The sequence below is a fragment of the Rhodococcus sp. NPDC057529 genome (assembly GCF_042802055.1).
Lineage (GTDB): Bacteria > Actinomycetota > Actinomycetes > Mycobacteriales > Mycobacteriaceae > Rhodococcus_F.
This window is the reverse complement of sequence record NZ_JBHVEY010000018.1, coordinates 84,228-103,911: the sequence shown is the minus strand read 5'-3', so window position 1 is coordinate 103,911 and position 19,684 is coordinate 84,228. Positions and strand designations below refer to the sequence as shown.

Below are 19,684 nucleotides of genomic sequence, written 5' to 3'. Positions count from 1 at the left end.
GCTCTCTTTAACGGAGACCGAGGAACCCACTTCGGTGGGGGAGGAAAAAGGGACGGGTGGGGGAGAGATCTCCCCCGCGCCCGTGTGGGCGGGAAAGGAGTCTCCGGACTCGTCAACCACCCACGGGGCGCGGAGCGCCCTATGCTGACCCGCGTGGAGCCTGTCACGCTGGATCAGATCAGAGCAGCCCGTAAGCTGCTGGACCCCGTCATGCGCCGGACGCCGGTGATCGCGTCCCGGGCACTGTCGGAACGATGCGGGCACGTCGTGTCGCTGAAGTGCGAAAATCTGCAACGCACAGGATCTTTCAAACCTCGTGGTGCGTACAACCGGATCGCGAACCTGGCGGTCGCGGAACGCGCGTGCGGGGTCGTGGCGGCCAGCGCAGGCAATCACGCGCAGGGTGTGGCCTGGGCCGCCACCGAACTGGGCATCCCGTCCACCGTCTTCATGCCCACCGGCGCACCCCTGCCGAAACTCGTGGCCACCAAGGCGTACGGCGCGACCGTCCACCTCACCGGCGACACGGTGGACGACGCGCTCGTCGCCGCGAAGGCGTACGCGGACGAGACCGGCGCCGTCCTCATCCATCCCTTCGACCACGTCGACATCGTCGCCGGGCAGGGGACCGTCGGGCTCGAGATCCTCGAGCAGGAACCCGACGTCGGCACGATCGTCGTCCCGACCGGCGGCGGTGGTCTGATCGCGGGCATCGCCGCCGCGGTGAAGGCGACGCGGCCCGACGTACGGATCGTCGGGGTCCAGGCCGAGCAGGCGGCGGCCTGGCCGCGGTCGCTGGCCGAGGGTCGCCCGATACCGCTGGAGACCATGTCGACCATGGCCGACGGTATCGCGGTCGGCCGCCCCGGCGACGTGCCGTTCGCCCACGTCGGTTCCCAGGTCGACGCCATCGTCACCGTCAGTGAGGACGCGCTGTCGCGGGCGCTGCTCCTGTGCCTCGAGCGCGCGAAGCTCATCGTGGAGCCCGCGGGCGCGGCGGCGGTGGCCGCGTTGATCAGCTGCTCCACGGACGAGCTGGGGCTCACCGGGAAGGTGTGCGCGGTGCTGTCCGGCGGCAACATCGACCCGTTGCTGCTCACCCACGTCGTCAACCACGGTCTCCGGGCGGCCGGCCGGTATCTCGGTGTGCACGTGACCATTCCGGACCGACCGGGTGGTCTGGTCAGCCTACTGGGCGTGATCAGCGGCAACGGCGCCAGCGTCGTCGACGTCGTCCACTCCCGCACCGGCGGCGCGCTCGCACTCGACGAGGTGGAGGTGTTCCTCACCGTCGAGACCCGCGGTCCCGGACACCGCCAGGATCTCCTCGAGGCCCTGCGCGACGCCCGCTACTCGGTCCGTTTGCAGGAGTAGGCCGGACCTAGCTCGGCCAGCCGCCCAGGGTGATCACCCGGAACTCCTGATCGACCAGCCGGGCAGGCAACTCCAGGTTGGTGAGCCAGTCGATCGCGCCGCCGCCCATCCCGACCGCCGCCGTGCTCGACGCGTGCGCGGTGGTGCAGGACGCCGCAACCACCGACACGGTCCGCCACAACGAGACAGAGTCGGGGTGCAGGGGTTTAACGGTGCTGGCGGTCGCGACGGCCGCACCGGACGGGATCGACACCTGGCAGGTGGGATCGCCCGGCAGATCCTGGACCTGGACCTGCCAGCCGCCCGGCGGTGTGGCCCCGGCCGTGGCGATGTCGCCGCCGAGCGCGACCAGCACGCCGCACCCGAGCAACTCCGCTGTCGTCGACGCACAGTGGTCGGCGGAACTCGCCCGCGCGGTGGCCGTGAGGTCGAGTTCCACCCCGGCGGGAAGTGTGACCTCGGTGCCGTCGACGGTGATCGACCGCCACGAATGGGGTGCGGGCGCCGACACCGTGGGGTCGAGGGCGCCGTCCGTGGTGCGGGCTGCGGCGAGGGCGTCGGTGAGGAACCGCGCGAACATCGGAGTCACCGTGTTCGGGCCCTCGTCGAGCGCGCGGATCTCGGCGTCGGCGCGGTCGCGGTTGACGGCGGCGTCGGCGGCCGCGAGGTAACCGCGGATCAGGTTCGACGCCGAGCTCAGGGCGTCGGGGTCGGTGACGACGATCCGTGCGTGCACACCCCAGGTGGACCATTCGGTTGCGCTGCGTGCGCTGGTCATGTGGTGGTTCTCCGGTGGCGGGATCTCAGGAACCGCTGGACACGGCGTCCGGTGCGCCGAATCCGGCCGAGACGAGGGGCGCTGCCACCGTCGAATCGGGGGTCGCGGGATCAGCGGCCGCCGCCATACCGCCACCGGCGACCAGTCCGGCGATTCCGGCTGCCGCCAACACGCGGCGAACGGGAAGCAGGCGGGAAATCCGTCGGTCTTCACTCATGCCGACCAGCTTCCCCGACGAACCTTAGAACAACCTGGGAAGAATCTGGCTCTCCGCGCCGAGTGCGCAGTCGTGCCCGACAGCCACCGTAGTGACGGAGTCGTCACTACGATCGGATCCGTGATCGCGGACCATGACGAACTGCTCGATGCCGCTCTGGGTGTGCTGCGGGAGCGCGGCCCCCTGTCCGACCGGGAGCTGGCAGTCGCGCTTGCGGACTCGGGTTGGGGAGGCGTCGACGACCTGATCGACTACGTGGTGGAGTTCGACGCGCCGCTTCTCGGAACTCTCCCCGACGACCGATGGGTGGCGCTCGACGTTCTGCTCGCGGGACGCCTCCTCACGCACCGCCTCACCGCGGAGGAGATCGCGGCCGATGTCGTGGCGCCAGACGATTTCGGCGCACTTCCGCGCCTCGCATCCGGGGACCCCGACGTCGACGGCTTCGAGGTCGTGTTCCTCGAGGACGAGGCCGACGAATTCGCCGCGAGAGGGGGCGTCGGCGCGAACTGGCCGGACGAGGAAGTGCTCATGTTTCCCCGCGGCACACTCGCGCGGTGTTCTCCCGGGGATCTGGTGGCGGTGACCGCCACGCACGACGGAGTGCGCCTCGACGTCGTCGGCGAGCCGGTCGCGGACGCTCCCGAACTTGCGCTGCGGCTCACTCGTCGGCTGAACGAGACTTCGGTGATCGACCTCGAGGAGGAGGTCTGCCATCTCCTGGTCGACGATCCGGCGGCGTTCACCGTGCCGGCGCTGCCGTTGGCGGAAATAGTCGAGGCAGCCGACCTCGACAGGTCCGGGCAACTCGTCGCCCGTCGCGGATTCGATTTCGAGGCCTACGGCCGGGACCTGATGATCGGCGTGTACGCCGACGAGCTCGGGGTGAACATGGACGCGGCGGTGGCCGTCGCCACGCTGGTATCGCTGGTCACCGCGCTCGAGGAAGACGAGGACCAGGACATCCAGGCGAGGTTCTTCGACAGGCCGGAGCGCTACGCAGCCCTCGCCGATCCGGCTGTCATGGAAGTCGCCGCTCAGGAGTTGTTCGACGTGGACGTCGACCCCGAGGTGCTCCTGCTCGCAGCGCAGCGGCTGCTCGTGTCGGGACCGCGCGAAGTGAAAGCCGCTGCCGCGTGGATCGCCGGCCGGGCCACCGAGATGCAGGGCTTCCCGAAACAGGCCGAAGAACACTACGAACACGCGCTCGTCCTGGACGGAGCATTCGATCTCGCTCTCTTCGACCTTGCCCGTTTCGCCTCGGACCGCGGCGATGCCGTCCGCGGGCTGTCGTTGCTGAACCGGATGGCCGCCGGGGATGCGGAGCCGCTGCACGCGGTGCTCGAATACTTTCAGCCGACGCCGCGGCCGGGGCTGGGCCGCAACCATCCCTGCTGGTGCGGGTCGGGAAGGAAGTACAAGACGTGCCACCTCGGCAAGGGCGACCATGCGTTGTCCGAGCGGGCCGGGTGGCTGTACCAGAAAGCGAAGTTGCACGCGCAGGAACTCGGCTGGCGCGATCAGATCATCGACTACGCCGAAATCCGTTCCGAGAACTGGCCCGGCGACGCGGCGCTGTTCGAGGCGCTGGAGGACCCTCTGGTCACCGACGTCGCACTGTTCGAGGGCGGTGCGTTCGCCGACTTCGTCGAGTGCCGCGGCGACTTGCTGCCCCCGGACGAGTTCGCGCTCGCGCGACAGTGGCAGGAGGTCGAACGGTCGCTGCACGAGGTGGAGGAGGTCCGGCCGGGTGCGGGTCTGACATTGCGGGACCTGCGCACCGGCGACCGGCGCGACATCAGGGAAGTCACCGCGAGCCACCAGTTGCATCCCGGGAATCTGATCTGTGCCCGCGTCGTCCCGGCGGGGGACACGTGGCAGATCTTCGGCGGAATCGAACCGATCTCGCAGGACCGCCGCGCGTCGCTCCTCCGGGCGTTGGACGACGACACCACGGATGGGGGTGACCTGGTCGCGATCCTCAGCGAACGATTCGTGCCGGTCAGTGGGTGATGGAGGGGACGGGATTCGTCGGGTGCCGTTCTCCCGCAGGTCACGGTAGGAAACGGATCAATCCCGCAGAATCGCCTCGCATCTGCTGTGCCCCGTCGTAACGTGAACTCACTCGGTTAGGTGCACCGAGGAGGAGGAGCGCACGTATGTCAGTTGATGCAGCGGCGATCATCGTGGCGATCACCACCGCAGCGGGGGCCATCGTTCAGGGAGCGGACATACCGCAGCCGGTGAAAGATCAAGCAGCAGAAGCAATTCAGGTGGTCGAGCAGGCCTCACCCGACGTTCAGAAACAAGTAAACGACGCATTGTCGACCCTCCCCGAACCGGCGCGCGTGCAGGCCGAGCAGATGGTGGCGCAGGCCTCGGACGTCGTGAAGCAGGCAACCGACCCCTACATTCCGCCGCCACCCGCCGTCGAGGCGGCGCCGCCGCCCGCCCCCGTACCGCCACCGGCCCTGCCGGACGCCCCGCTCGACCAGCCCCCCGTGATGAGTGCCCCCGACGTCGGAACCGCGATCGGGGGCCTCGCCGCTCTGCCGGGGGTACCGGCCCTCATCAGCGGGCTCGGATCGCTGATCCCGTCCGTTCCCGCCGGATTTCCCGGGGTCTCGCTCGCGCCCGTCGGCGCCATCGCCGTCTTCGCACCGTGGATCCGCAAGGCCGGAGCGCTGTGCGAGGGCATCAAGCCGCCGACACTGGCGGCCCTGTACTCGGTCGAGAACGGGTTCCGCTACGGCGCGACGTCACCGGTGTCCCGGGCGGGTGCCCGCGGTCCCGGCCAGTTCATGCCCGAAGCCTGGGCGCGGTACGGCAAGGACGCGGACGGCGACGGCAAGGTCGACATCAACGGCGTCGCCGATCCGATGATGGCGTCCGGTCAGATGCTGTGCGACCTGTTCGGTCAGATCGACGGGTGGAAGAAGGAGGGCGTCGTCAAGGGAGACACCCTCGACCTCACGATCGCCGCCTACAATGCCGGTGCGGGTGCTGTCCGGACCGCCGGAGGCATGCCCGCCGGCAAGTTCGACTACGAGCACGAAACGCAGCCGTACGTCGCACGCATCCGATCGCTCGAGGAGTCGTTTGCGCGGATGCTGTCGCCGTTCTTCTACGGTGCGGCCGCCGGCGACACGAGCCGCGTCGTGGAGGCGGCCATGCGGTTCATCGGCCTGCCCTACGTGTGGGGCGGCGGCAACATCAACGGTCCGTCCGGCGGCGGGTTCGACTGCTCGGGGCTGACCTCGTTCGCCGTGTACGCCGCCACCGGCGTCAAACTGCCCCGCACGTCGGAAACGCAGTGGAATGTCGGTGTGGAGGTGCCGCTGTCGGAAGCCAGGCCCGGGGATCTGCTGTTCGGAAACTGGCAGTCGGGTGGGCCGGGTCACGTGGCGATCTACGTCGGAAACGGGCAGATGCTGCACGCCCCGACGACGGGCGACGTGGTGCGCATCGGACCGGTGTTCGCCGACATGAAGGCCCGCCGGGTCTTCTGATCACATCCGCCGGGCCCGATGCAGAAAACTCCGGCCCGGGCACTGGGCCCGGACCGGAGTTTTCGGCGGTTGATCCGAGATCAGCTGTGGTACGGCTCCGCGCTGACGAGCGTCACCTTCATGCTGCTGCCGTTGGGCAGCGTGTATTCGCGGGTCTCGCCGACCTTCGCCTCGAGCAGTGCGCCACCCAGCGGGGAGTTGGGCGAGTACACCTCGAGCTTGTTGTCGCGTGCACCCTCTTCGCGGGTGGCGATCAGGAACGTCTCGGTGTCCTTCTCGTCGCCGTCGTAGTAGACCTTCACCACGGAACCGGGCAGTGCGACACCCGACTGGGTGGGGGCCTCGCCGACCTTCGCGCTGTTCAGGAGTTCCTGGAGCTGACGGATGCGCGCCTCCTGCTGACCCTGCTCTTCACGGGCCGCGTGGTAGCCACCGTTCTCCTTCAGATCGCCCTCTTCGCGACGCTCGTTGATCTCGGCGGCGATGACCGGACGATTGGCAATGAGCTGGTCGAGTTCGCTCTTGAGCCTGTCATGTGACTCCTGGGTCAGCCAGGTCACCTGGGTCTCGGTCATCTCGATCACTCCCTCGTAGTTGGAGCCGCCGGGCTCCCTCGACAGACCACTGCAACAGCAGTGATCAACGGCTCGGCGGATTCGACGGCCGGGGCCGTTCGTCGTCCGCCTTGCCGCCAATGCAGCAATACACGGTTCCAAACGGAACCGTGTACCAGGCGATTCTAGCACGATCGGGGAGCGCAAACCCCGAATAACCCGAACGGTCGCTCGGCTGCGGGGGTGTCAGCCGCCGGTCAGGTAGGCCGGAACGTCCAGGCTGCAGCCGTAGATGTCGCCCATTGCAGGGGGGCGCGACGTGTAGACGGGAGCGGTGACTTTCACCGTCTGGCTGTCGCCGCCGGCGATGTACACCTCGCGCCTGCCGGTCTCGGAACCGTCCTTGGAGCGGGATCGGACGATGCACACTGCGGCGCGCGACGGATCCTCCCGGGTGACGGTGAACGTGATGTCGAGCTGTGAATCACTCACCAGATCGAACGACGTGGCTTCACTGTCGATCTCGGAGACGGCGAACTTGTCGTATGCGACGAGCGCCACGATCACGCCGCCGACGACGACCGCCGCGGAGAGCGCCCACACGAGCCAGCGCTTCGGGCGCGCGGGCTTTGCCGCGGCTGTGTATCGGCCCGGGGGAAGCGTTCTCGTCATCTCTCAACTCTCGTACCGCTCCGGTTCCACGTAACTCACAGCACTCGAGCGGGGGCACGGCTGCAAGCGGAACTCTCGGGTGGAACTATAGAGGACGTGCGTCGGTGCGCCGTCAGCGATGGCGGACGCGAGAGCGCGCGACACGGACAAGCCGGCAACGGCTACTGGCGAAGTTGAGGTGAACGAATACGTGAGCGGATTCCGGCTCATGGCCGTCCATGCGCATCCCGACGACGAGTCGAGCAAGGGTGCCGCGACAACGGCCCGTTACGCCGCAGAGGGCAACGAAGTGAAGGTCGTGACGTTGACCGGTGGTGAACGTGGCGACATCCTCAACCCCGCGATGGACGTGCCCGGGGTGCGTGACCGCATCCACGAGGTGCGCATCGAGGAAATGGCCGAGGCCGCGCGGATCCTGGGAGTCCAGCACCAGTGGCTGGGATTCGTGGACTCCGGCCTCCCGGAGGGCGACCCGAAGCCGCCGCTGCCGGAGGGCTGCTTCGCGCTCGTTCCGCTCGAGGAGTCGACCGAGGCCCTGGTGCGCGCCATCCGTGAGTTCCGTCCGCACGTCTTGACCACGTACGACGAGAACGGCGGGTACCCGCACCCCGATCACATCCGCTGCCACGAGGTGTCGATGGCCGCCTACGAGGCCGCCGCCGACCCGGAGCAGTTTCCGGACGCCGGTGCGCCGTGGAAGGTGCAGAAGGTCTATTACTCGCACGGCTTCATCCGAAAACGTCTCCTGCAGTTCCAGGAGGAGTACGAGCGCCGCGGCGAGGAATTCCCGATGGCCGAGTGGCTCAAGAAGTGGAAGACCGAGCAGGGTGACCTGATGGCGCGCGTCACCACCCAGATCACGTGCGGCGACTATTTCCCGCAGCGTGACGACGCGTTGCGTGCCCACGCGACGCAGATCGACCCGAACGGCTCGTTCTTCGCGGTTCCGCTCGAGATCCAGCAGAAGATCTGGCCGACCGAGGAATTCGAGCTCGCCAAGACGCGGGTCACCACCTCCATCCCGGAGAGCGATCTGTTCGCGGGCATCCACGAGGACGGCCAGCAGTGAATGCGCTGACGGTGAACATCGTGGCCGGCGCGGCAGACATCCTGGCGCAGACGCCGAGCACCCCGTCCGGTCCCGAGTTCGGCAAGGCTTCGCCCATCGGCCTCGTCGTCATTCTCGCGCTGCTCGCGGGTGTGGTGCTGCTGGTGCGTTCGATGAACAAGAAGCTCAAGAACCTGCCCGAGACGTTCGAGCCGGAACATCCCGAACCGGACCAGGAAGTGGACGAGGGCACCGACCGCGGCGCGATCCACGGCGGCGGCGCGGGCAAGACCGAACCGCCGAAGCCCACGGACACCCCGCCGAACCTGCAGAAGTAGTCGAACAGGAGCTGGACATGGACCCACGCGAACGCAACACGCTCGGTGGGTCCACCAGCCCCTATCTGCGGCAGCACGCCGACAACCCGGTGCACTGGCAGCAGTGGGGTCCCGAGGCGACCGAGTGGGCGCGGGAGCGGGATGTCCCGATCCTGCTGTCGATCGGATACTCGGCGTGCCACTGGTGCCACGTGATGGCGCACGAGTCCTTCGAGGACGAGGCGGTGGCGTCGCTGATGAACGAGCATTTCGTGTGCGTCAAGGTCGATCGCGAGGAGCGTCCCGACCTCGACGCCGTGTACATGAACGCCACGGTCGCGATGACCGGCCAGGGCGGCTGGCCGATGACGTGTTTCCTCACCCCGGACGGGGCCCCGTTCTACTGCGGCACCTACTACCCGGCGGAGCCGCGTGGCGGGATGCCGTCGTTCACCCAGCTGCTGGGGGCCATCGCGGACACGTGGCGGGACCGCCGCGGCGATGTCGACGACGCGGCCGCTTCGGTGGTCGCGGAACTGCGGCGCGGAGCCGGCGGCATCCCCGAACGTGATGTCCGGGTGACCGCGGCACTGCTGGACGCGGCCGCCCGGACCGTGCTGGGGGACGAGAACGCCGAACGCGGCGGGTTCGGGGGAGCCCCCAAGTTCCCGCCGTCCGCCCTGATGGAAGGCCTGCTGCGCACGTACGAGCGGTCCGGTGACGCGGACGTGCTCGGCGTCGTGGCGCGGACGGCGTCGGCGATGGCGCGCGGCGGCATCTACGACCAGCTCGGCGGCGGTTTCGCTCGCTATTCGGTCGACGCCGCGTGGGTGGTGCCGCACTTCGAGAAGATGCTCTACGACAACGCCCAGCTGCTGCGCGCCTACGCGCACCTGGGTAGGCGGACGGGTTCGGACCTGGCCGTCCGCGTCACCGAGGAGACCGTCGAGTTCCTGCTGCGCGATCTGCGCACCGAGAACGGGTCGTTCGCGTCCGCCCTCGACGCCGACACCGAGGGCGTCGAGGGACTCACGTACGTGTGGACCCCCGATCAGCTCGTCGAGGTTCTCGGACCGGATGACGGGCAGTGGGCGGCCCGGGTGTTCGCGGTGACCGCGGACGGGACGTTCGAGGCGGGCACGTCGGTACTGCAACTCCCGCGCGACCCGGACGACTGGGACCGTTGGCGCCGGATCCGGGGCACCCTGCTCGCCCGGCGTGCGGCGCGGCCGCAGCCGGGCTGCGACGACAAGGTGGTCACCGCCTGGAACGGCCTCGCGATCACCGCGCTGGCGGAGGCGGGTGCCGGACTCGGCAGACCGGAATGGGTGGACGCCGCCGCCGAGTGCGCGCGTGCGGTGCTGGACGTGCACGTCGTGGACGGTCGGCTGCGGCGGGCGTCCCTGGGAACGTCGGTGGGCGAGCCGGCGGGGGTGCTCGAGGACTACGCCTGCCTGGCGACCGGGCTGCTCGCGTTGTATCAGGCGACCGGCGGCGCCGAATGGCTGGCGCGCGCGCAGTCGCTGCTGGACCGCGCACTGATCCATTTCGCCGACGACGAGCGTCCCGGGAGCTGGTTCGACACGGCCGACGACGCCGAAACCCTCGTGACCCGTCCCCGCGACCCGGTCGACGGTGCGACGCCGTCCGGGGCGTCGTGCCTGGCCGAGGCGCTGCTCACCGCGGCCGCGGTGGCCGACGCGGACGCCTCGGGCCGGTACGCGGCCGCGGCCGCCGCATCCCTCGACCGCGTCGCGCTGCTCCTCGAGCGCGCACCGCGATCGGCCGGGCACTGGCTCGCCGTGGCAGAAGCCTCGGTGCGCGGCCCGATCCAGGTGGCGGTGGCCACCGACGGCGATTCCGCCCTGCTGCGGGAGGCGCGCAGGCTCGCTCCCGGCGGCGCCGTCGTCATCGGCGGCGAACCGGATTCGTCCCCGCTGCTCGCCGACCGGCCGCTGGTCGGCGGCGCGTCGGCGGCGTACGTGTGTCGTGGGTTCGTGTGCGACCGCCCCGTGTCGACGGCCGAGGACCTCGCCGCCGCGTTGAGCCGGTAGTCGGGCCTAGCGGAACACCACCAGCCACACGGCGATGTAGTGGCACAACGCTGCGATGACGGTGGCGGCGTGGAAGAACTCGTGATGCCCGAACGTGGTGGGCCACGGATTGGGCCACTTGGTGGCGTAGAGGATCGCCCCGACCGAGTACAGGATGCCGCCGATCAGCAGCAGCAGCATCGGCAGGACGCCGACCTCGCGCGTCAGTTCGGGTGCCACCGGGACGATGGCCCAGCCGAGCAGCAGGTACAGCGGCACCCCGACCCAGCGCGGTGCCGTCGGCCACAGCATTTTCAGCGCGACCCCGGCGACTGCCCCCGCCCACACGACGATCAGCAGCGTCCGGCCCGTGTCGGGCGGCAGCCCCAGCACCGCGAACGGGGTGTAGCTGCCGGCGATGAACAGGAAGATCATCGAATGGTCCGCGCGCTTCATCCACGTGCGGGCGGAGACGGTGTTCCAGTGGATGCGGTGGTAGGTGGCGCTGACCCCGAACACGCCGCACACCGTGAGGCTGTAGACCGCGGTGGCGAGCGCTGCTTCCGCGGACACCTGCGTGCCCGACAGCGTGACGAGGACGAGGCCGGCGATCACGGAGACGCCGAAGGCCCACAGGTGGATCCACCCTCGCAGTCGGGGCTTGACGGGCAGTTCGTCGAGGCCGAAAGCGGTCACTGAACACCTCTTCTCGCTGTGCGTGGCGCTAACCTACGCAACCGTAGGTTAGCTTGTGGTGAGAGCGTACCCGTCGGTAGCAGGAAGTCGTGCGCTGTGTGACGGCCGTCGCGGATCACCTACGGCTGCGGCGTAGTCTTGCGTGTCATGGTGATCTCCAGGTGAGTGCGCGAGGACTGCTGTACAGCATCTACGAGCGTCGACTACTGAAGCGGCTCGACGGTCTACAGCACCCCCGGCACATAGCCGTGATGTGCGACGGCAACCGGCGGTGGGCCAGGGAGAACGGCTTCGAGGACGTCAGCCACGGCCACCGCATGGGCGCCCTCAAGATCTCCGAGATGCTCGGCTGGTGTGACGCCGCGGGCATCGAGATGGCCACCATCTACCTGCTGTCCACCGAGAACCTGCGCCGCGACCCCGAGGAACTCGACACCCTGCTCGAGATCATCACCGACGTCGTCGAAGAGATCTCCGGACCGGACAAGAACTGGAGCGTCAAGATCGTCGGCGCCCTCGACCTCCTGCCCGCCGAACAGTCCCGTCGACTGCGGGACGCGGCCGCCGGAACCGAGGGGCGCACCGGCACCCACGTCAACGTCGCGATCGGATACGGCGGGCGCCAGGAGATCGCCGACGCCGTGCAGTCGCTGCTCAGCGAGAAACTCCTCGCCGGACTGGCGGGCGACGAACTCGTGAAATCGATCACCGTCGACGGCATCGACGGCCACCTCTACACCTCCGGCCAGCCCGACCCTGACCTCGTCATCCGCACGTCCGGGGAACAGCGGCTGTCGGGGTTCCTGCTGTGGCAGAGCGCGTACTCCGAGATCTGGTTCACGGAGGCGTACTGGCCCGAGTTCCGCCGCGTCGACTTCCTCCGGGCCCTGCGCGACTACGCCGCACGGCACCGGCGCTTCGGCGTCTGACGTGAGCGGCGAAGCGTGCCGGAACACGCTTTGCCGCTCACCTACAGCTTGCGCAGGCGCAGCCGGTTGATCGAATGATTGGCATCCTTGCGGAGCACGAGCGTCGCGCGCGGCCGCGTCGGCAGGATGTTCTCCACCAGATTCGGCCGGTTGATGTTGTGCCAGATCTCCTGCGCGGCAGACGTCGCGTCCCGATCCGACAATCCGGCGTAGTGGTGGAAATGCGCGTCGGGATCGGAGAACGACGTCTTCCGCAGCGCGAGAAATCGCTGGATGTACCAGTTCTCGATGTCCTCGATCCGGGCATCGACGTAGATCGAGAAGTCGAACAGGTCCGACACCATCAGCCGCGGACCGGTCTGCAGCACGTTGAGCCCCTCGATGATGAGGATGTCCGGCTGCCGGATCAGGTGATACTGGCCGGGGATGATGTCGTACGAGATGTGCGAATAGACCGGCGCGGCTACCTCTTCGGCCCCCGACTTCACCTCGGTGACGAACCGCAGCAGCTTGCGGCGGTCGTAACTCTCGGGAAAGCCCTTGCGGTGCATGATCCCGCGGCGGTTCAGCTCGGCCGTCGGATACAGGAACCCGTCCGTCGTCACCAGATCGACGCGCGGGTGGTGCTCCCACCGCGCGAGGAGGGCCTGGAGGACACGGGCCGTGGTGGACTTGCCGACCGCCACGCTGCCCGCCACACCGATCACGAACGGCACCTGCTGGTCGGGATGCTTTTCGCCGAGGAACGTCGCGGTCGCGGCGAACAGTCGCTGCCGGGCCGCGACCTGGAGGTGGATGAGACGCGACAGCGGCAGGTAGACCTCCGCGACCTCCTCGAGGTCGATCTGCTCGCCGAGGCCCCGCAGTCCGAACAGCTCTTCCTCGGTGAGGACGAGCGGCGTCGACTTACGCAGTGTGCGCCACTGCTTCCGGTCGAATTCGACGTACGGACTGGACTCGCTCGTCCGCGCCATCAGTTCCGCTCACACTCGGGTGCACGGGGGAGTGAGCGGTCCATGCCCAGAATCTCTGCCGTCGTCGTCGCGCTGGCGAGTAGCGGTTGCATAGTCGGATTGTGCTTGGTGCCACAGGCTGCGCTGTCGGCGGGTCAGGCAGACGTGTCTGCGACTAAGGTCGGACGGCATGGAATCCGATTCGTTCGTTCGCGAATACTTGCTGCTCGGGCTGGGTTTCGACCGGCTGGAGGAAGGATTCGTCGACGCGTACACCGGCGATCCCGCGCTGCGCAGGCAGGTGGAGAACGCGCCGAAGCCCGATCCGCGGGACCTCGCCCGCACCGCGGCGAACCTGCGCGCGGAGTTGCCGTCGGCAGGACTGTCCGAGGAGCGGACCCGGTTCCTCGACGTCCACCTGCGCGCCCTCGAATGCTCGGGGCGCAAGTTCGCCGGTGACGACGTCGGCTTCGTCGACGAGGTCGAGGCATATTTCGACGTCCGCATCGAACGCGGCGACGAGGAGCAGTACCGGGAGGCGCACCGCAAGATGGACGCCGTGCTGCCCGGCCCGGGACCGCTGGCCGAGCGCATCCGGATCCACCGCGCGAAGGACGCGATTCCCGCCGACCGGTTGCAGGAATGCGTCGACGCCTTCTCGAGCGCCCTGCGCGACCTGGTGCGGCAGCACTACGCGCTGCCCGAGTCCGAGGTGGTGGAGTACGAGGTGGTGGGCGACAAGCCGTGGTCCGGGTTCAACTACTACCTCGGCGACTACCGCTCGAAGGTCGCGATCAACTCCGACCTCGAGCAGCACATGGCGAACCTGCCGCGGCTGATCGCGCACGAGTCGTACCCCGGCCACCACACCGAGCACTGCCGGAAGGAGGCCGGACTCGTCGGCGCCGGACAACTCGAGCAGACGCTGTTCGTCGTCAACACCCCGCAGTGCCTGATGGCCGAGGGCCTCGCCGACCTCGCGCTCGACGCGATCGTCGGGTCCGACTGGGGGCTGTGGGCGCAGGAAATCTACGCCGACCTCGGTCTGCGATTCGACGGTGAGCAGGCGCAACGCTTGTCCGGGGCGTCCGGACAGCTGCTCGGGGTGCGGCAGGACGCGGCGATGATGCTGCACGACGAGGGTCGCAGCCACGACGACGTCGCGGCGTTCCTGCAGCGGTGGAGCCTGTCGACCCCCGAGCGGGCACGGCAGTCGCTGCGCTTCCTGTCCTCCCCGCTGTGGCGGGCGTACACCAGCACCTACGTGGAGGGGTACCGCCTGCTCGGGGGCTGGCTGGCCGAGGTGCCCGTCGGCGCAGAACGGTCGGAACGGTTCCGCCGGCTGCTCGACGAGCCGCTCGTTCCCAGCGTCCTGCGTGCCGGTGAGGGATACCTCACCGCGGGCGGTTAGGAAGTCCTCACGGGTAGTTCGTAGACTGGGAGCATTCGTTTCCGCATCCAGCTTGGAGATTCCTCGATGACCGCTGTGCCCGGTACCGACGTCAACACGGCCCCCCTCGCCGAACTCGACCCCGAAGTCGCCCAGGCCATGGCAGGTGAGCTGGCCCGTCAGCGCGACACGCTGGAGATGATCGCCTCGGAGAACTTCGTTCCCCGCGCCGTGCTCCAGGCGCAGGGCAGCGTCCTCACCAACAAGTACGCCGAAGGGTACCCGGGACGCCGCTACTACGGCGGCTGCGAGCACGTCGACGTCGTCGAGGACCTCGCCCGCACCCGCGCCAAGGAACTGTTCGGCGCCGACTTCGCGAACGTCCAGCCGCACTCCGGCGCGCAGGCCAACGCAGCGGTCCTGATGGCCCTGATGAACCCGGGCGAGAAGCTCCTCGGGCTCGACCTCGCGCACGGCGGCCACCTCACGCACGGCATGAAGCTGAACTTCTCCGGCAAGCTCTACGACGTCGAGTCGTACGGGGTCAGCAAGGAAGACCACCGCATCGACATGGACGAGGTCCGCAAGATCGCCGTCGCCGCGCAGCCGAAGGTCATCGTCGCCGGCTGGTCCGCGTACCCGCGGCACGAGGACTTCGCCGCGTTCCGGTCCATCGCCGACGAGGTCGGCGCGTACCTGTGGGTCGACATGGCGCACTTCGCGGGCCTGGTCGCGGCCGGGCTGCACCCGTCGCCCGTGCCGTACGCCGACGTCGTGTCCAGCACCGTCCACAAGACGCTCGGCGGCCCCCGCTCCGGCCTGATCCTGGCCAAGCAGGAGTGGGCGAAGAAGCTCAACTCCGCCGTGTTCCCCGGCCAGCAGGGCGGGCCGCTGATGCACGCCATCGCCGCGAAGGCCGTCTCGCTGAAGATTGCGGGCACCGACGAGTTCAAGGACCGTCAGCAGCGCACCCTCACCGGTGCGAAGATCCTCGCCGAGCGCCTGACCGGCTCGGATGTCGTGGACAAGGGCGTCAGCGTCCTCACCGGCGGCACCGACGTGCACCTCGTGCTCGTCGACCTGCGCAACTCGCAGCTCGACGGCCAGCAGGGTGAAGACCTCCTCCACGAGGTCGGCATCACCGTCAACCGCAACGCCGTGCCGTTCGACCCGCGCCCGCCGATGGTCACGTCCGGCCTCCGGATCGGCACCGCGGCGCTCGCGTCCCGCGGATTCGGCGACGAGCAGTTCACCGAGGTCGCCGACATCATCGGCACCGCGCTCGCCGGTGCGTCCGACGTCGAGACGCTGAAGGCCCGCGTCTCCAAGCTCGCCGCCGACTTCCCGCTGTACGAGGGCCTCGAGGACTGGCGCCTGATCTAGGCGGCTCCGCCGCCCGTGCGTGGTTGACGACTGCACAGACTCGTTAACCGCGCACGGGCGCGAAGCGCCTTCTCCGTGTAACCAGTTGTTCACCGACACGCCCGCCGCTCGGTCAGCCGATCGGCGTGTTTGGCAGTACCGTCGGGGGTAACAGGCAGCGGGGAAGTTGCTTGTACGGGAGGTCCTGATCGTGGCTGACACACTCAGTGCGAGGGGGCCGGCGCCCGGCCCTCGTGTGGTGACACACCAGGGACGGACCGGTCCAGCGAACCGAGTTTGCGTGGGTGCCGCGCAGACCTAGGAGCCAACGTGACTGCTTCACGCTCCGTCTCAGCCCGCGCCGGACAGTCGTCCGTCGCCCCCAGGAAATCTTCGGATTCTGCAGTGCGTACGTTCGTACTCGACACCTCCGTACTGCTGTCCGACCCCTGGGCCGTCACCAGGTTCGCCGAGCACCGCGTGGTGCTTCCCCTCGTCGTGATCAGCGAGCTCGAAGGGAAGCGGCATCACCACGAGTTGGGATGGTTCGCAAGAGAATCGCTGCGCATGCTCGACGACCTCCGTCTCGAGTACGGTCGACTCGACCAGCCCGTGCCGATCGGCACGGACGGCGGCACCCTGCAGGTCGAGTTGAATCACACCGACCCGTCGGTTCTGCCGGTCGGATTCCGCACGGACAGCAACGATTCGAGGATCCTGGCCTGCGCACTGAACCTCGAGGCCGAGGGCGGTGACGTCGTCCTGGTCAGCAAGGACATCCCGCTGCGGGTGAAGGCCGGTGCGGTGGGCCTTCCTGCCGACGAATACCACGCCCACGACGTCGTTCCGTCGGGTTGGACGGGAATGACCGAGTTGGACGTGGCGTCCTCCTCGATCGACGAACTGTTCTCCGAAGGCGTCGTCGACCTGGAGGAGGCCCGGGAACTTCCGTGCCACACGGGTATCCGGCTGCTGGGTGGTTCGTCGAGTGCGCTGGGCCGGGTGAACGCCGACAAGCGGGTGCAGTTGGTGCGGGGGGAGCGGGAGGCGTTCGGCCTGCACGGACGTTCGGCCGAGCAGCGGATCGCTCTCGACATCCTGCTCGACGACAGCGTGGGCATCGTGTCGCTGGGCGGCAAGGCGGGCACCGGCAAGTCGGCGCTGGCGTTGACGGCGGGGCTGGAGGCGGTGCTGGAGCGTCGCACTCAGCGGAAAGTCGTTGTCTTCCGGCCGCTCTACGCGGTGGGCGGCCAGGAACTCGGCTATCTGCCGGGCAGTGAGAGCGAGAAGATGGGCCCGTGGGCCCAGGCGGTCTTCGACACTCTCGACGGACTGGCCAGCACCGAGGTGATGGACGAGGTGATCAGCCGCGGCATGCTGGAAGTGCTGCCGCTCACGCATATTCGCGGACGGTCGCTGCACGATTCGTTCGTGATCGTGGACGAGGCGCAGTCGCTGGAACGCAACGTGCTGCTCACGGTGCTGTCCCGGTTGGGCACCGGGTCCCGGGTGATCCTCACGCACGACGTCGCGCAGCGTGACAACCTGAGGGTCGGACGTCACGACGGCGTGGCTGCGGTGATCGAAAAGCTCAAGGGGCATCCGCTGTTCGCGCACATCACGTTGACCCGCAGCGAGCGTTCGCCGATCGCGGCGCTCGTGACGGAGATGCTGGAGGAGTTCGGGCCGACGCCGTAGGCGACTGCCCCGCAGTGTGATCCGCCCGATGTCGCATTATCCGTGCGGCATCGGGCGGTTACGTCAGAAGGCCTTCACGATGCCTTTGAGTGTGCCCCACAGGAAATCGCGGTTGCTGAAGTAGTCGCGCCAGACGGCGATCGTGCCGTCCCTCATCTCGAACGTGCCGCACACCCAGAATTCGCTGCGCAGCCGCTTGTAGATCAGGACGTCGGTGCGTTCGGTCAGCACGGCCGTTCCGTCGTCGGCGATGTGGTGCAGGCGCACGTCGAATCCGACACCGGGACGGCTCATTCCGCGGAGGATCCGCATGACGGAGCCGATGCCACGGATCTTCGGCAGCGACACGTTGTGCCACACGATGTCGTCGTGGAGATACTGCTGCGCGGCGTCCGGGTCGCCTGCGACGAGCGCGTCCAGGAATGCCCGGACCACCTGGACATCCGCAGTCTCCGTGCGATCCGTTCCCGTGGGCGCATGCGAATTCGTGCTCATGTGATCTTCTCCCCGTCGGTTGTGTCGGCTCAGCGGACGAATGTCCCCATGCCTTCGGTGTCGTAGTACTCGAGTGTGACGTCGTTACCGGCGAACGTGGCCTTCGAAATGGTTCCGGGCGGAGCGTTCTCCCCGCTCAGTGCGAAGGTGAAGGTGTCGCCGTCCCAGTGGGTCAGCGGGTACGTCTGCCCGGCGGGCCCGAGCCCGAGCGTCAGTGCGCCGTTGCTCTCGGTGACGACCGCGGGGCCCCAGTACGCGTTGTCGTACGTGCCCGCGTAGGCCGGCAGCGGCTGCTGTGGTGGCGCCGGGTTCGCGGGGGCCGTCTGGCCGACGAGGCTGCCCTCGGGATCGAGCATCGGCGAGATGGCCTGCCGGTACAACGATTTCCAGTCTTCGCGGATCTCGCCGTACTGGACGAGGTCGGCGAATTCGGCGGTGAGGGTTTCGGGAATTCCGATGGGCGAGCCGTTGGTCAGGGCGACGATCGCGACATCGGCGGACGGAATCGCGACGAAGTTCGTCGCCACCCCGAGCTGGAACGCGCCGGAGTGGCTGAGGGAGACCCGGCCGGCCGACGTGGTCGAAACGTTGAACCCGTAACCGTACGACCCCGGACGGCTGTCCATCGAACGCGGTGGGCTGGACACGATCTGAGGGCTGACCGCCGGTTGCAGCGCCTCGGGGGAGACGATCTCCTTGCCCTCGAACGTTCCGTCCGCCAGCAGCATCGCCAGCCATTTGCCCATGTCGTTGACGGACGAGCTCACCCCGCCGGCCGGGGACTGGGCGTCGGGGTTGCGTACCGCGTCGGCGACGTACTTGCCGTCGACGAGTTGGTGCGCGACGGCGCGGTCGCTGCGGGCCTCGTAGTCGGCGAACCGAGAACTCGTGGAGGACATCCCCAGCGGCCCGTAGATCGCCTGCTCGGAGAGCGTCGCCCAATCCGTCCCCGAGGCCGCAGCGACGGCCTCGGCGGCCGCGGTGAGCCCGAAATTGGTGTACTCGTAAGTGATCCGGAACGGGTTCAGCGGGTCGAGCCGGAGTTTGTCGAGCACCTGCTGCTGGTCGTAGCCCAGGTCCTCGAGGTGGTCGCCGGCGTGATCGGGCAAGCCCGACCGGTGTGAGTACAGATCGCCCACCGTCACGTGCTCGGTGACCCACGGATCGGCGAGGGCGAAGCCGGGCAGCTCGGACACCACGGGGGTGTCCCAGCCGACGACGCCGGCATCGACCTGACGGGCCACCACCGTCGACCCCACCGGCTTCGACATCGACGCCAGCTGGAACACGGTGTCGGCGTCCACCTTCTGATCGGTGCCCGCCTCGCGCACCCCGAATCCCTTTGCGTAGACGGTCTGACCACCGTGGACGACGGCGACCGCCATGCCCGGCAGTCCGGAACTCTCCATCAACTCGTTCGCCAGGTCGTCGAGGCGGCCCACGGCGTCGTCGATCCGGCCGTCGGGGATGTCGACACCCGAGACGGCGGCCGGGTTGGGCGGGCCGGAGGACTCCGATGTCGGGTTCGCGCCGGACGCGTCGGCGGAACCCGCGTCGTCCGCGTCGGAACCGCACCCGGTCACGAGTGACCCGCCGAGCGCGAGTGCCGAGAGAAGTATCGTCAGGTTCCGAAGTCTGCGCATGGGTGATCCTCTGCTC

The 19,684-nt window shown here is 68.5% G+C and carries 18 protein-coding genes; 10 read left to right on the top strand and 8 right to left on the bottom strand.

Features of this window, described 5'->3' with window-relative positions; all coding sequences use genetic code 11:
* Positions 1-141 precede the first annotated feature (141 nt).
* Positions 142-1,374, top strand: coding sequence for a threonine ammonia-lyase (gene ilvA / locus ACFU5V_RS30325; RefSeq protein ID WP_378703523.1), 1,233 nt, complete (start codon positions 142-144; stop codon positions 1,372-1,374).
* A 7-nt stretch (positions 1,375-1,381) separates the two neighbouring features.
* Here the strand turns inward: ilvA and ACFU5V_RS30320 are convergent, their stop codons facing one another.
* Positions 1,382-2,152: an FAD:protein FMN transferase gene (locus tag ACFU5V_RS30320; RefSeq protein ID WP_378437143.1), complete on the bottom strand. Its 771-nt coding sequence runs from the start codon at positions 2,150-2,152 to the stop codon at positions 1,382-1,384.
* 25 nt (positions 2,153-2,177) lie between these two features.
* Positions 2,178-2,369, bottom strand: a complete 192-nt coding sequence (locus ACFU5V_RS30315) for a hypothetical protein (protein WP_009479096.1) — start codon at positions 2,367-2,369, stop codon at positions 2,178-2,180.
* A gap of 120 nt (positions 2,370-2,489) precedes the next feature.
* On the opposite strand from ACFU5V_RS30315, the gene ACFU5V_RS30310 reads away from it, so the two are divergent.
* Both ACFU5V_RS30310 and ACFU5V_RS30305 read left to right on the top strand, forming a co-directional pair.
* On the top strand, positions 2,490-4,382 hold the full coding sequence (locus ACFU5V_RS30310; protein ID WP_378437146.1) for a YecA family protein: 1,893 nt from the start codon (positions 2,490-2,492) through the stop codon (positions 4,380-4,382).
* 146 nt (positions 4,383-4,528) lie between these two features.
* Positions 4,529-5,878: an NlpC/P60 family protein gene (locus ACFU5V_RS30305; RefSeq protein WP_378437148.1), complete on the top strand. Its 1,350-nt coding sequence runs from the start codon at positions 4,529-4,531 to the stop codon at positions 5,876-5,878.
* An 80-nt stretch (positions 5,879-5,958) separates the two neighbouring features.
* Here the strand turns inward: ACFU5V_RS30305 and greA are convergent, their stop codons facing one another.
* Together greA and ACFU5V_RS30295 are read right to left on the bottom strand one after the other, a co-directional pair.
* Positions 5,959-6,453, bottom strand: a complete 495-nt coding sequence (greA, locus tag ACFU5V_RS30300; protein WP_005238978.1) for a transcription elongation factor GreA — start codon at positions 6,451-6,453, stop codon at positions 5,959-5,961.
* Positions 6,454-6,678: 225 nt separating this feature from the next.
* Complete coding sequence (locus ACFU5V_RS30295; protein WP_378437150.1) at positions 6,679-7,104, bottom strand: DUF4307 domain-containing protein; 426 nt, start codon at positions 7,102-7,104, stop codon at positions 6,679-6,681.
* A gap of 190 nt (positions 7,105-7,294) precedes the next feature.
* Here ACFU5V_RS30295 and mca point away from each other — a divergent pair, with 190 nt between their 5' ends.
* The 3 genes from mca to ACFU5V_RS30280 are packed head-to-tail and all read left to right on the top strand — an operon-like array spanning position 7,295 to position 10,523.
* Positions 7,295-8,173 carry a mycothiol conjugate amidase Mca gene (gene mca / locus ACFU5V_RS30290; protein ID WP_378437152.1) on the top strand — a complete coding sequence of 293 codons (879 nt, stop codon included), beginning with the start codon at positions 7,295-7,297 and terminating at the stop codon, positions 8,171-8,173.
* Positions 8,170-8,490, top strand: coding sequence for a hypothetical protein (locus tag ACFU5V_RS30285; protein WP_072940693.1), 321 nt, complete (start codon positions 8,170-8,172; stop codon positions 8,488-8,490). The genes mca and ACFU5V_RS30285 overlap by 4 nt, the downstream gene beginning before the upstream one ends.
* A gap of 17 nt (positions 8,491-8,507) precedes the next feature.
* Positions 8,508-10,523 carry a thioredoxin domain-containing protein gene (locus ACFU5V_RS30280; RefSeq protein WP_378703522.1) on the top strand — a complete coding sequence of 672 codons (2,016 nt, stop codon included), beginning with the start codon at positions 8,508-8,510 and terminating at the stop codon, positions 10,521-10,523.
* A gap of 6 nt (positions 10,524-10,529) precedes the next feature.
* Here ACFU5V_RS30280 and ACFU5V_RS30275 read toward each other — a convergent pair whose 3' ends face one another.
* A complete protein-coding gene (locus ACFU5V_RS30275) occupies positions 10,530-11,198 on the bottom strand; it encodes a hemolysin III family protein (RefSeq protein WP_378703520.1) in 669 nt (222 codons plus the stop codon).
* Positions 11,199-11,359: 161 nt separating this feature from the next.
* On the opposite strand from ACFU5V_RS30275, the gene ACFU5V_RS30270 reads away from it, so the two are divergent.
* Complete coding sequence (locus ACFU5V_RS30270) at positions 11,360-12,127, top strand: isoprenyl transferase (RefSeq protein ID WP_015889657.1); 768 nt, start codon at positions 11,360-11,362, stop codon at positions 12,125-12,127.
* Between the two features lie 41 nt (positions 12,128-12,168).
* Here the strand turns inward: ACFU5V_RS30270 and coaA are convergent, their stop codons facing one another.
* Positions 12,169-13,101 (bottom strand): type I pantothenate kinase, encoded by a 933-nt coding sequence (gene coaA, locus ACFU5V_RS30265; RefSeq protein ID WP_378439676.1) that lies wholly within the window; start codon positions 13,099-13,101, stop codon positions 12,169-12,171.
* Positions 13,102-13,270: 169 nt separating this feature from the next.
* On the opposite strand from coaA, the gene ACFU5V_RS30260 reads away from it, so the two are divergent.
* The 3 genes from ACFU5V_RS30260 to ACFU5V_RS30250 all read left to right on the top strand — a co-directional run bounded on the left by ACFU5V_RS30260 (position 13,271) and on the right by ACFU5V_RS30250 (position 17,530).
* On the top strand, positions 13,271-14,491 hold the full coding sequence (locus tag ACFU5V_RS30260; protein WP_378439674.1) for a DUF885 domain-containing protein: 1,221 nt from the start codon (positions 13,271-13,273) through the stop codon (positions 14,489-14,491).
* 66 nt (positions 14,492-14,557) lie between these two features.
* On the top strand, positions 14,558-15,853 hold the full coding sequence (gene glyA, locus ACFU5V_RS30255) for a serine hydroxymethyltransferase (protein ID WP_095861124.1): 1,296 nt from the start codon (positions 14,558-14,560) through the stop codon (positions 15,851-15,853).
* A gap of 309 nt (positions 15,854-16,162) precedes the next feature.
* Positions 16,163-17,530 carry a PhoH family protein gene (locus ACFU5V_RS30250; RefSeq protein WP_072940675.1) on the top strand — a complete coding sequence of 456 codons (1,368 nt, stop codon included), beginning with the start codon at positions 16,163-16,165 and terminating at the stop codon, positions 17,528-17,530.
* A 63-nt stretch (positions 17,531-17,593) separates the two neighbouring features.
* Here ACFU5V_RS30250 and ACFU5V_RS30245 read toward each other — a convergent pair whose 3' ends face one another.
* Together ACFU5V_RS30245 and ACFU5V_RS30240 are read right to left on the bottom strand one after the other, a co-directional pair.
* Positions 17,594-18,025: a limonene-1,2-epoxide hydrolase family protein gene (locus tag ACFU5V_RS30245; protein WP_378703519.1), complete on the bottom strand. Its 432-nt coding sequence runs from the start codon at positions 18,023-18,025 to the stop codon at positions 17,594-17,596.
* Between the two features lie 29 nt (positions 18,026-18,054).
* Positions 18,055-19,668, bottom strand: a complete 1,614-nt coding sequence (locus ACFU5V_RS30240) for a serine hydrolase (RefSeq protein ID WP_378703517.1) — start codon at positions 19,666-19,668, stop codon at positions 18,055-18,057.
* Between the last annotated feature and the right edge of the window lie 16 nt (positions 19,669-19,684).

Excerpts from the sequence above, each read along its gene's own strand:
- ACFU5V_RS30315 (WP_009479096.1), bottom strand. The coding sequence starts at position 2,369 with ATGAGTGAAGACCGACGGATTTCCCGCCTGCTTCCCGTTCGCCGCGTG.
- glyA (WP_095861124.1), top strand. The coding sequence starts at position 14,558 with ATGACCGCTGTGCCCGGTACCGACGTCAACACGGCCCCCCTCGCCGAA.
- ACFU5V_RS30280 (WP_378703522.1), top strand. The coding sequence starts at position 8,508 with ATGGACCCACGCGAACGCAACACGCTCGGTGGGTCCACCAGCCCCTAT.
- ACFU5V_RS30260 (WP_378439674.1), top strand. The coding sequence starts at position 13,271 with ATGGAATCCGATTCGTTCGTTCGCGAATACTTGCTGCTCGGGCTGGGT.
- coaA (WP_378439676.1), bottom strand. The coding sequence starts at position 13,101 with ATGGCGCGGACGAGCGAGTCCAGTCCGTACGTCGAATTCGACCGGAAG.
- ilvA (WP_378703523.1), top strand. The coding sequence starts at position 142 with ATGCTGACCCGCGTGGAGCCTGTCACGCTGGATCAGATCAGAGCAGCC.
- greA (WP_005238978.1), bottom strand. The coding sequence starts at position 6,453 with ATGACCGAGACCCAGGTGACCTGGCTGACCCAGGAGTCACATGACAGG.
- ACFU5V_RS30305 (WP_378437148.1), top strand. The coding sequence starts at position 4,529 with ATGTCAGTTGATGCAGCGGCGATCATCGTGGCGATCACCACCGCAGCG.
- ACFU5V_RS30295 (WP_378437150.1), bottom strand. The coding sequence starts at position 7,104 with ATGACGAGAACGCTTCCCCCGGGCCGATACACAGCCGCGGCAAAGCCC.
- ACFU5V_RS30320 (WP_378437143.1), bottom strand. The coding sequence starts at position 2,152 with ATGACCAGCGCACGCAGCGCAACCGAATGGTCCACCTGGGGTGTGCAC.
- ACFU5V_RS30240 (WP_378703517.1), bottom strand. The coding sequence starts at position 19,668 with ATGCGCAGACTTCGGAACCTGACGATACTTCTCTCGGCACTCGCGCTC.
- ACFU5V_RS30245 (WP_378703519.1), bottom strand. The coding sequence starts at position 18,025 with ATGAGCACGAATTCGCATGCGCCCACGGGAACGGATCGCACGGAGACT.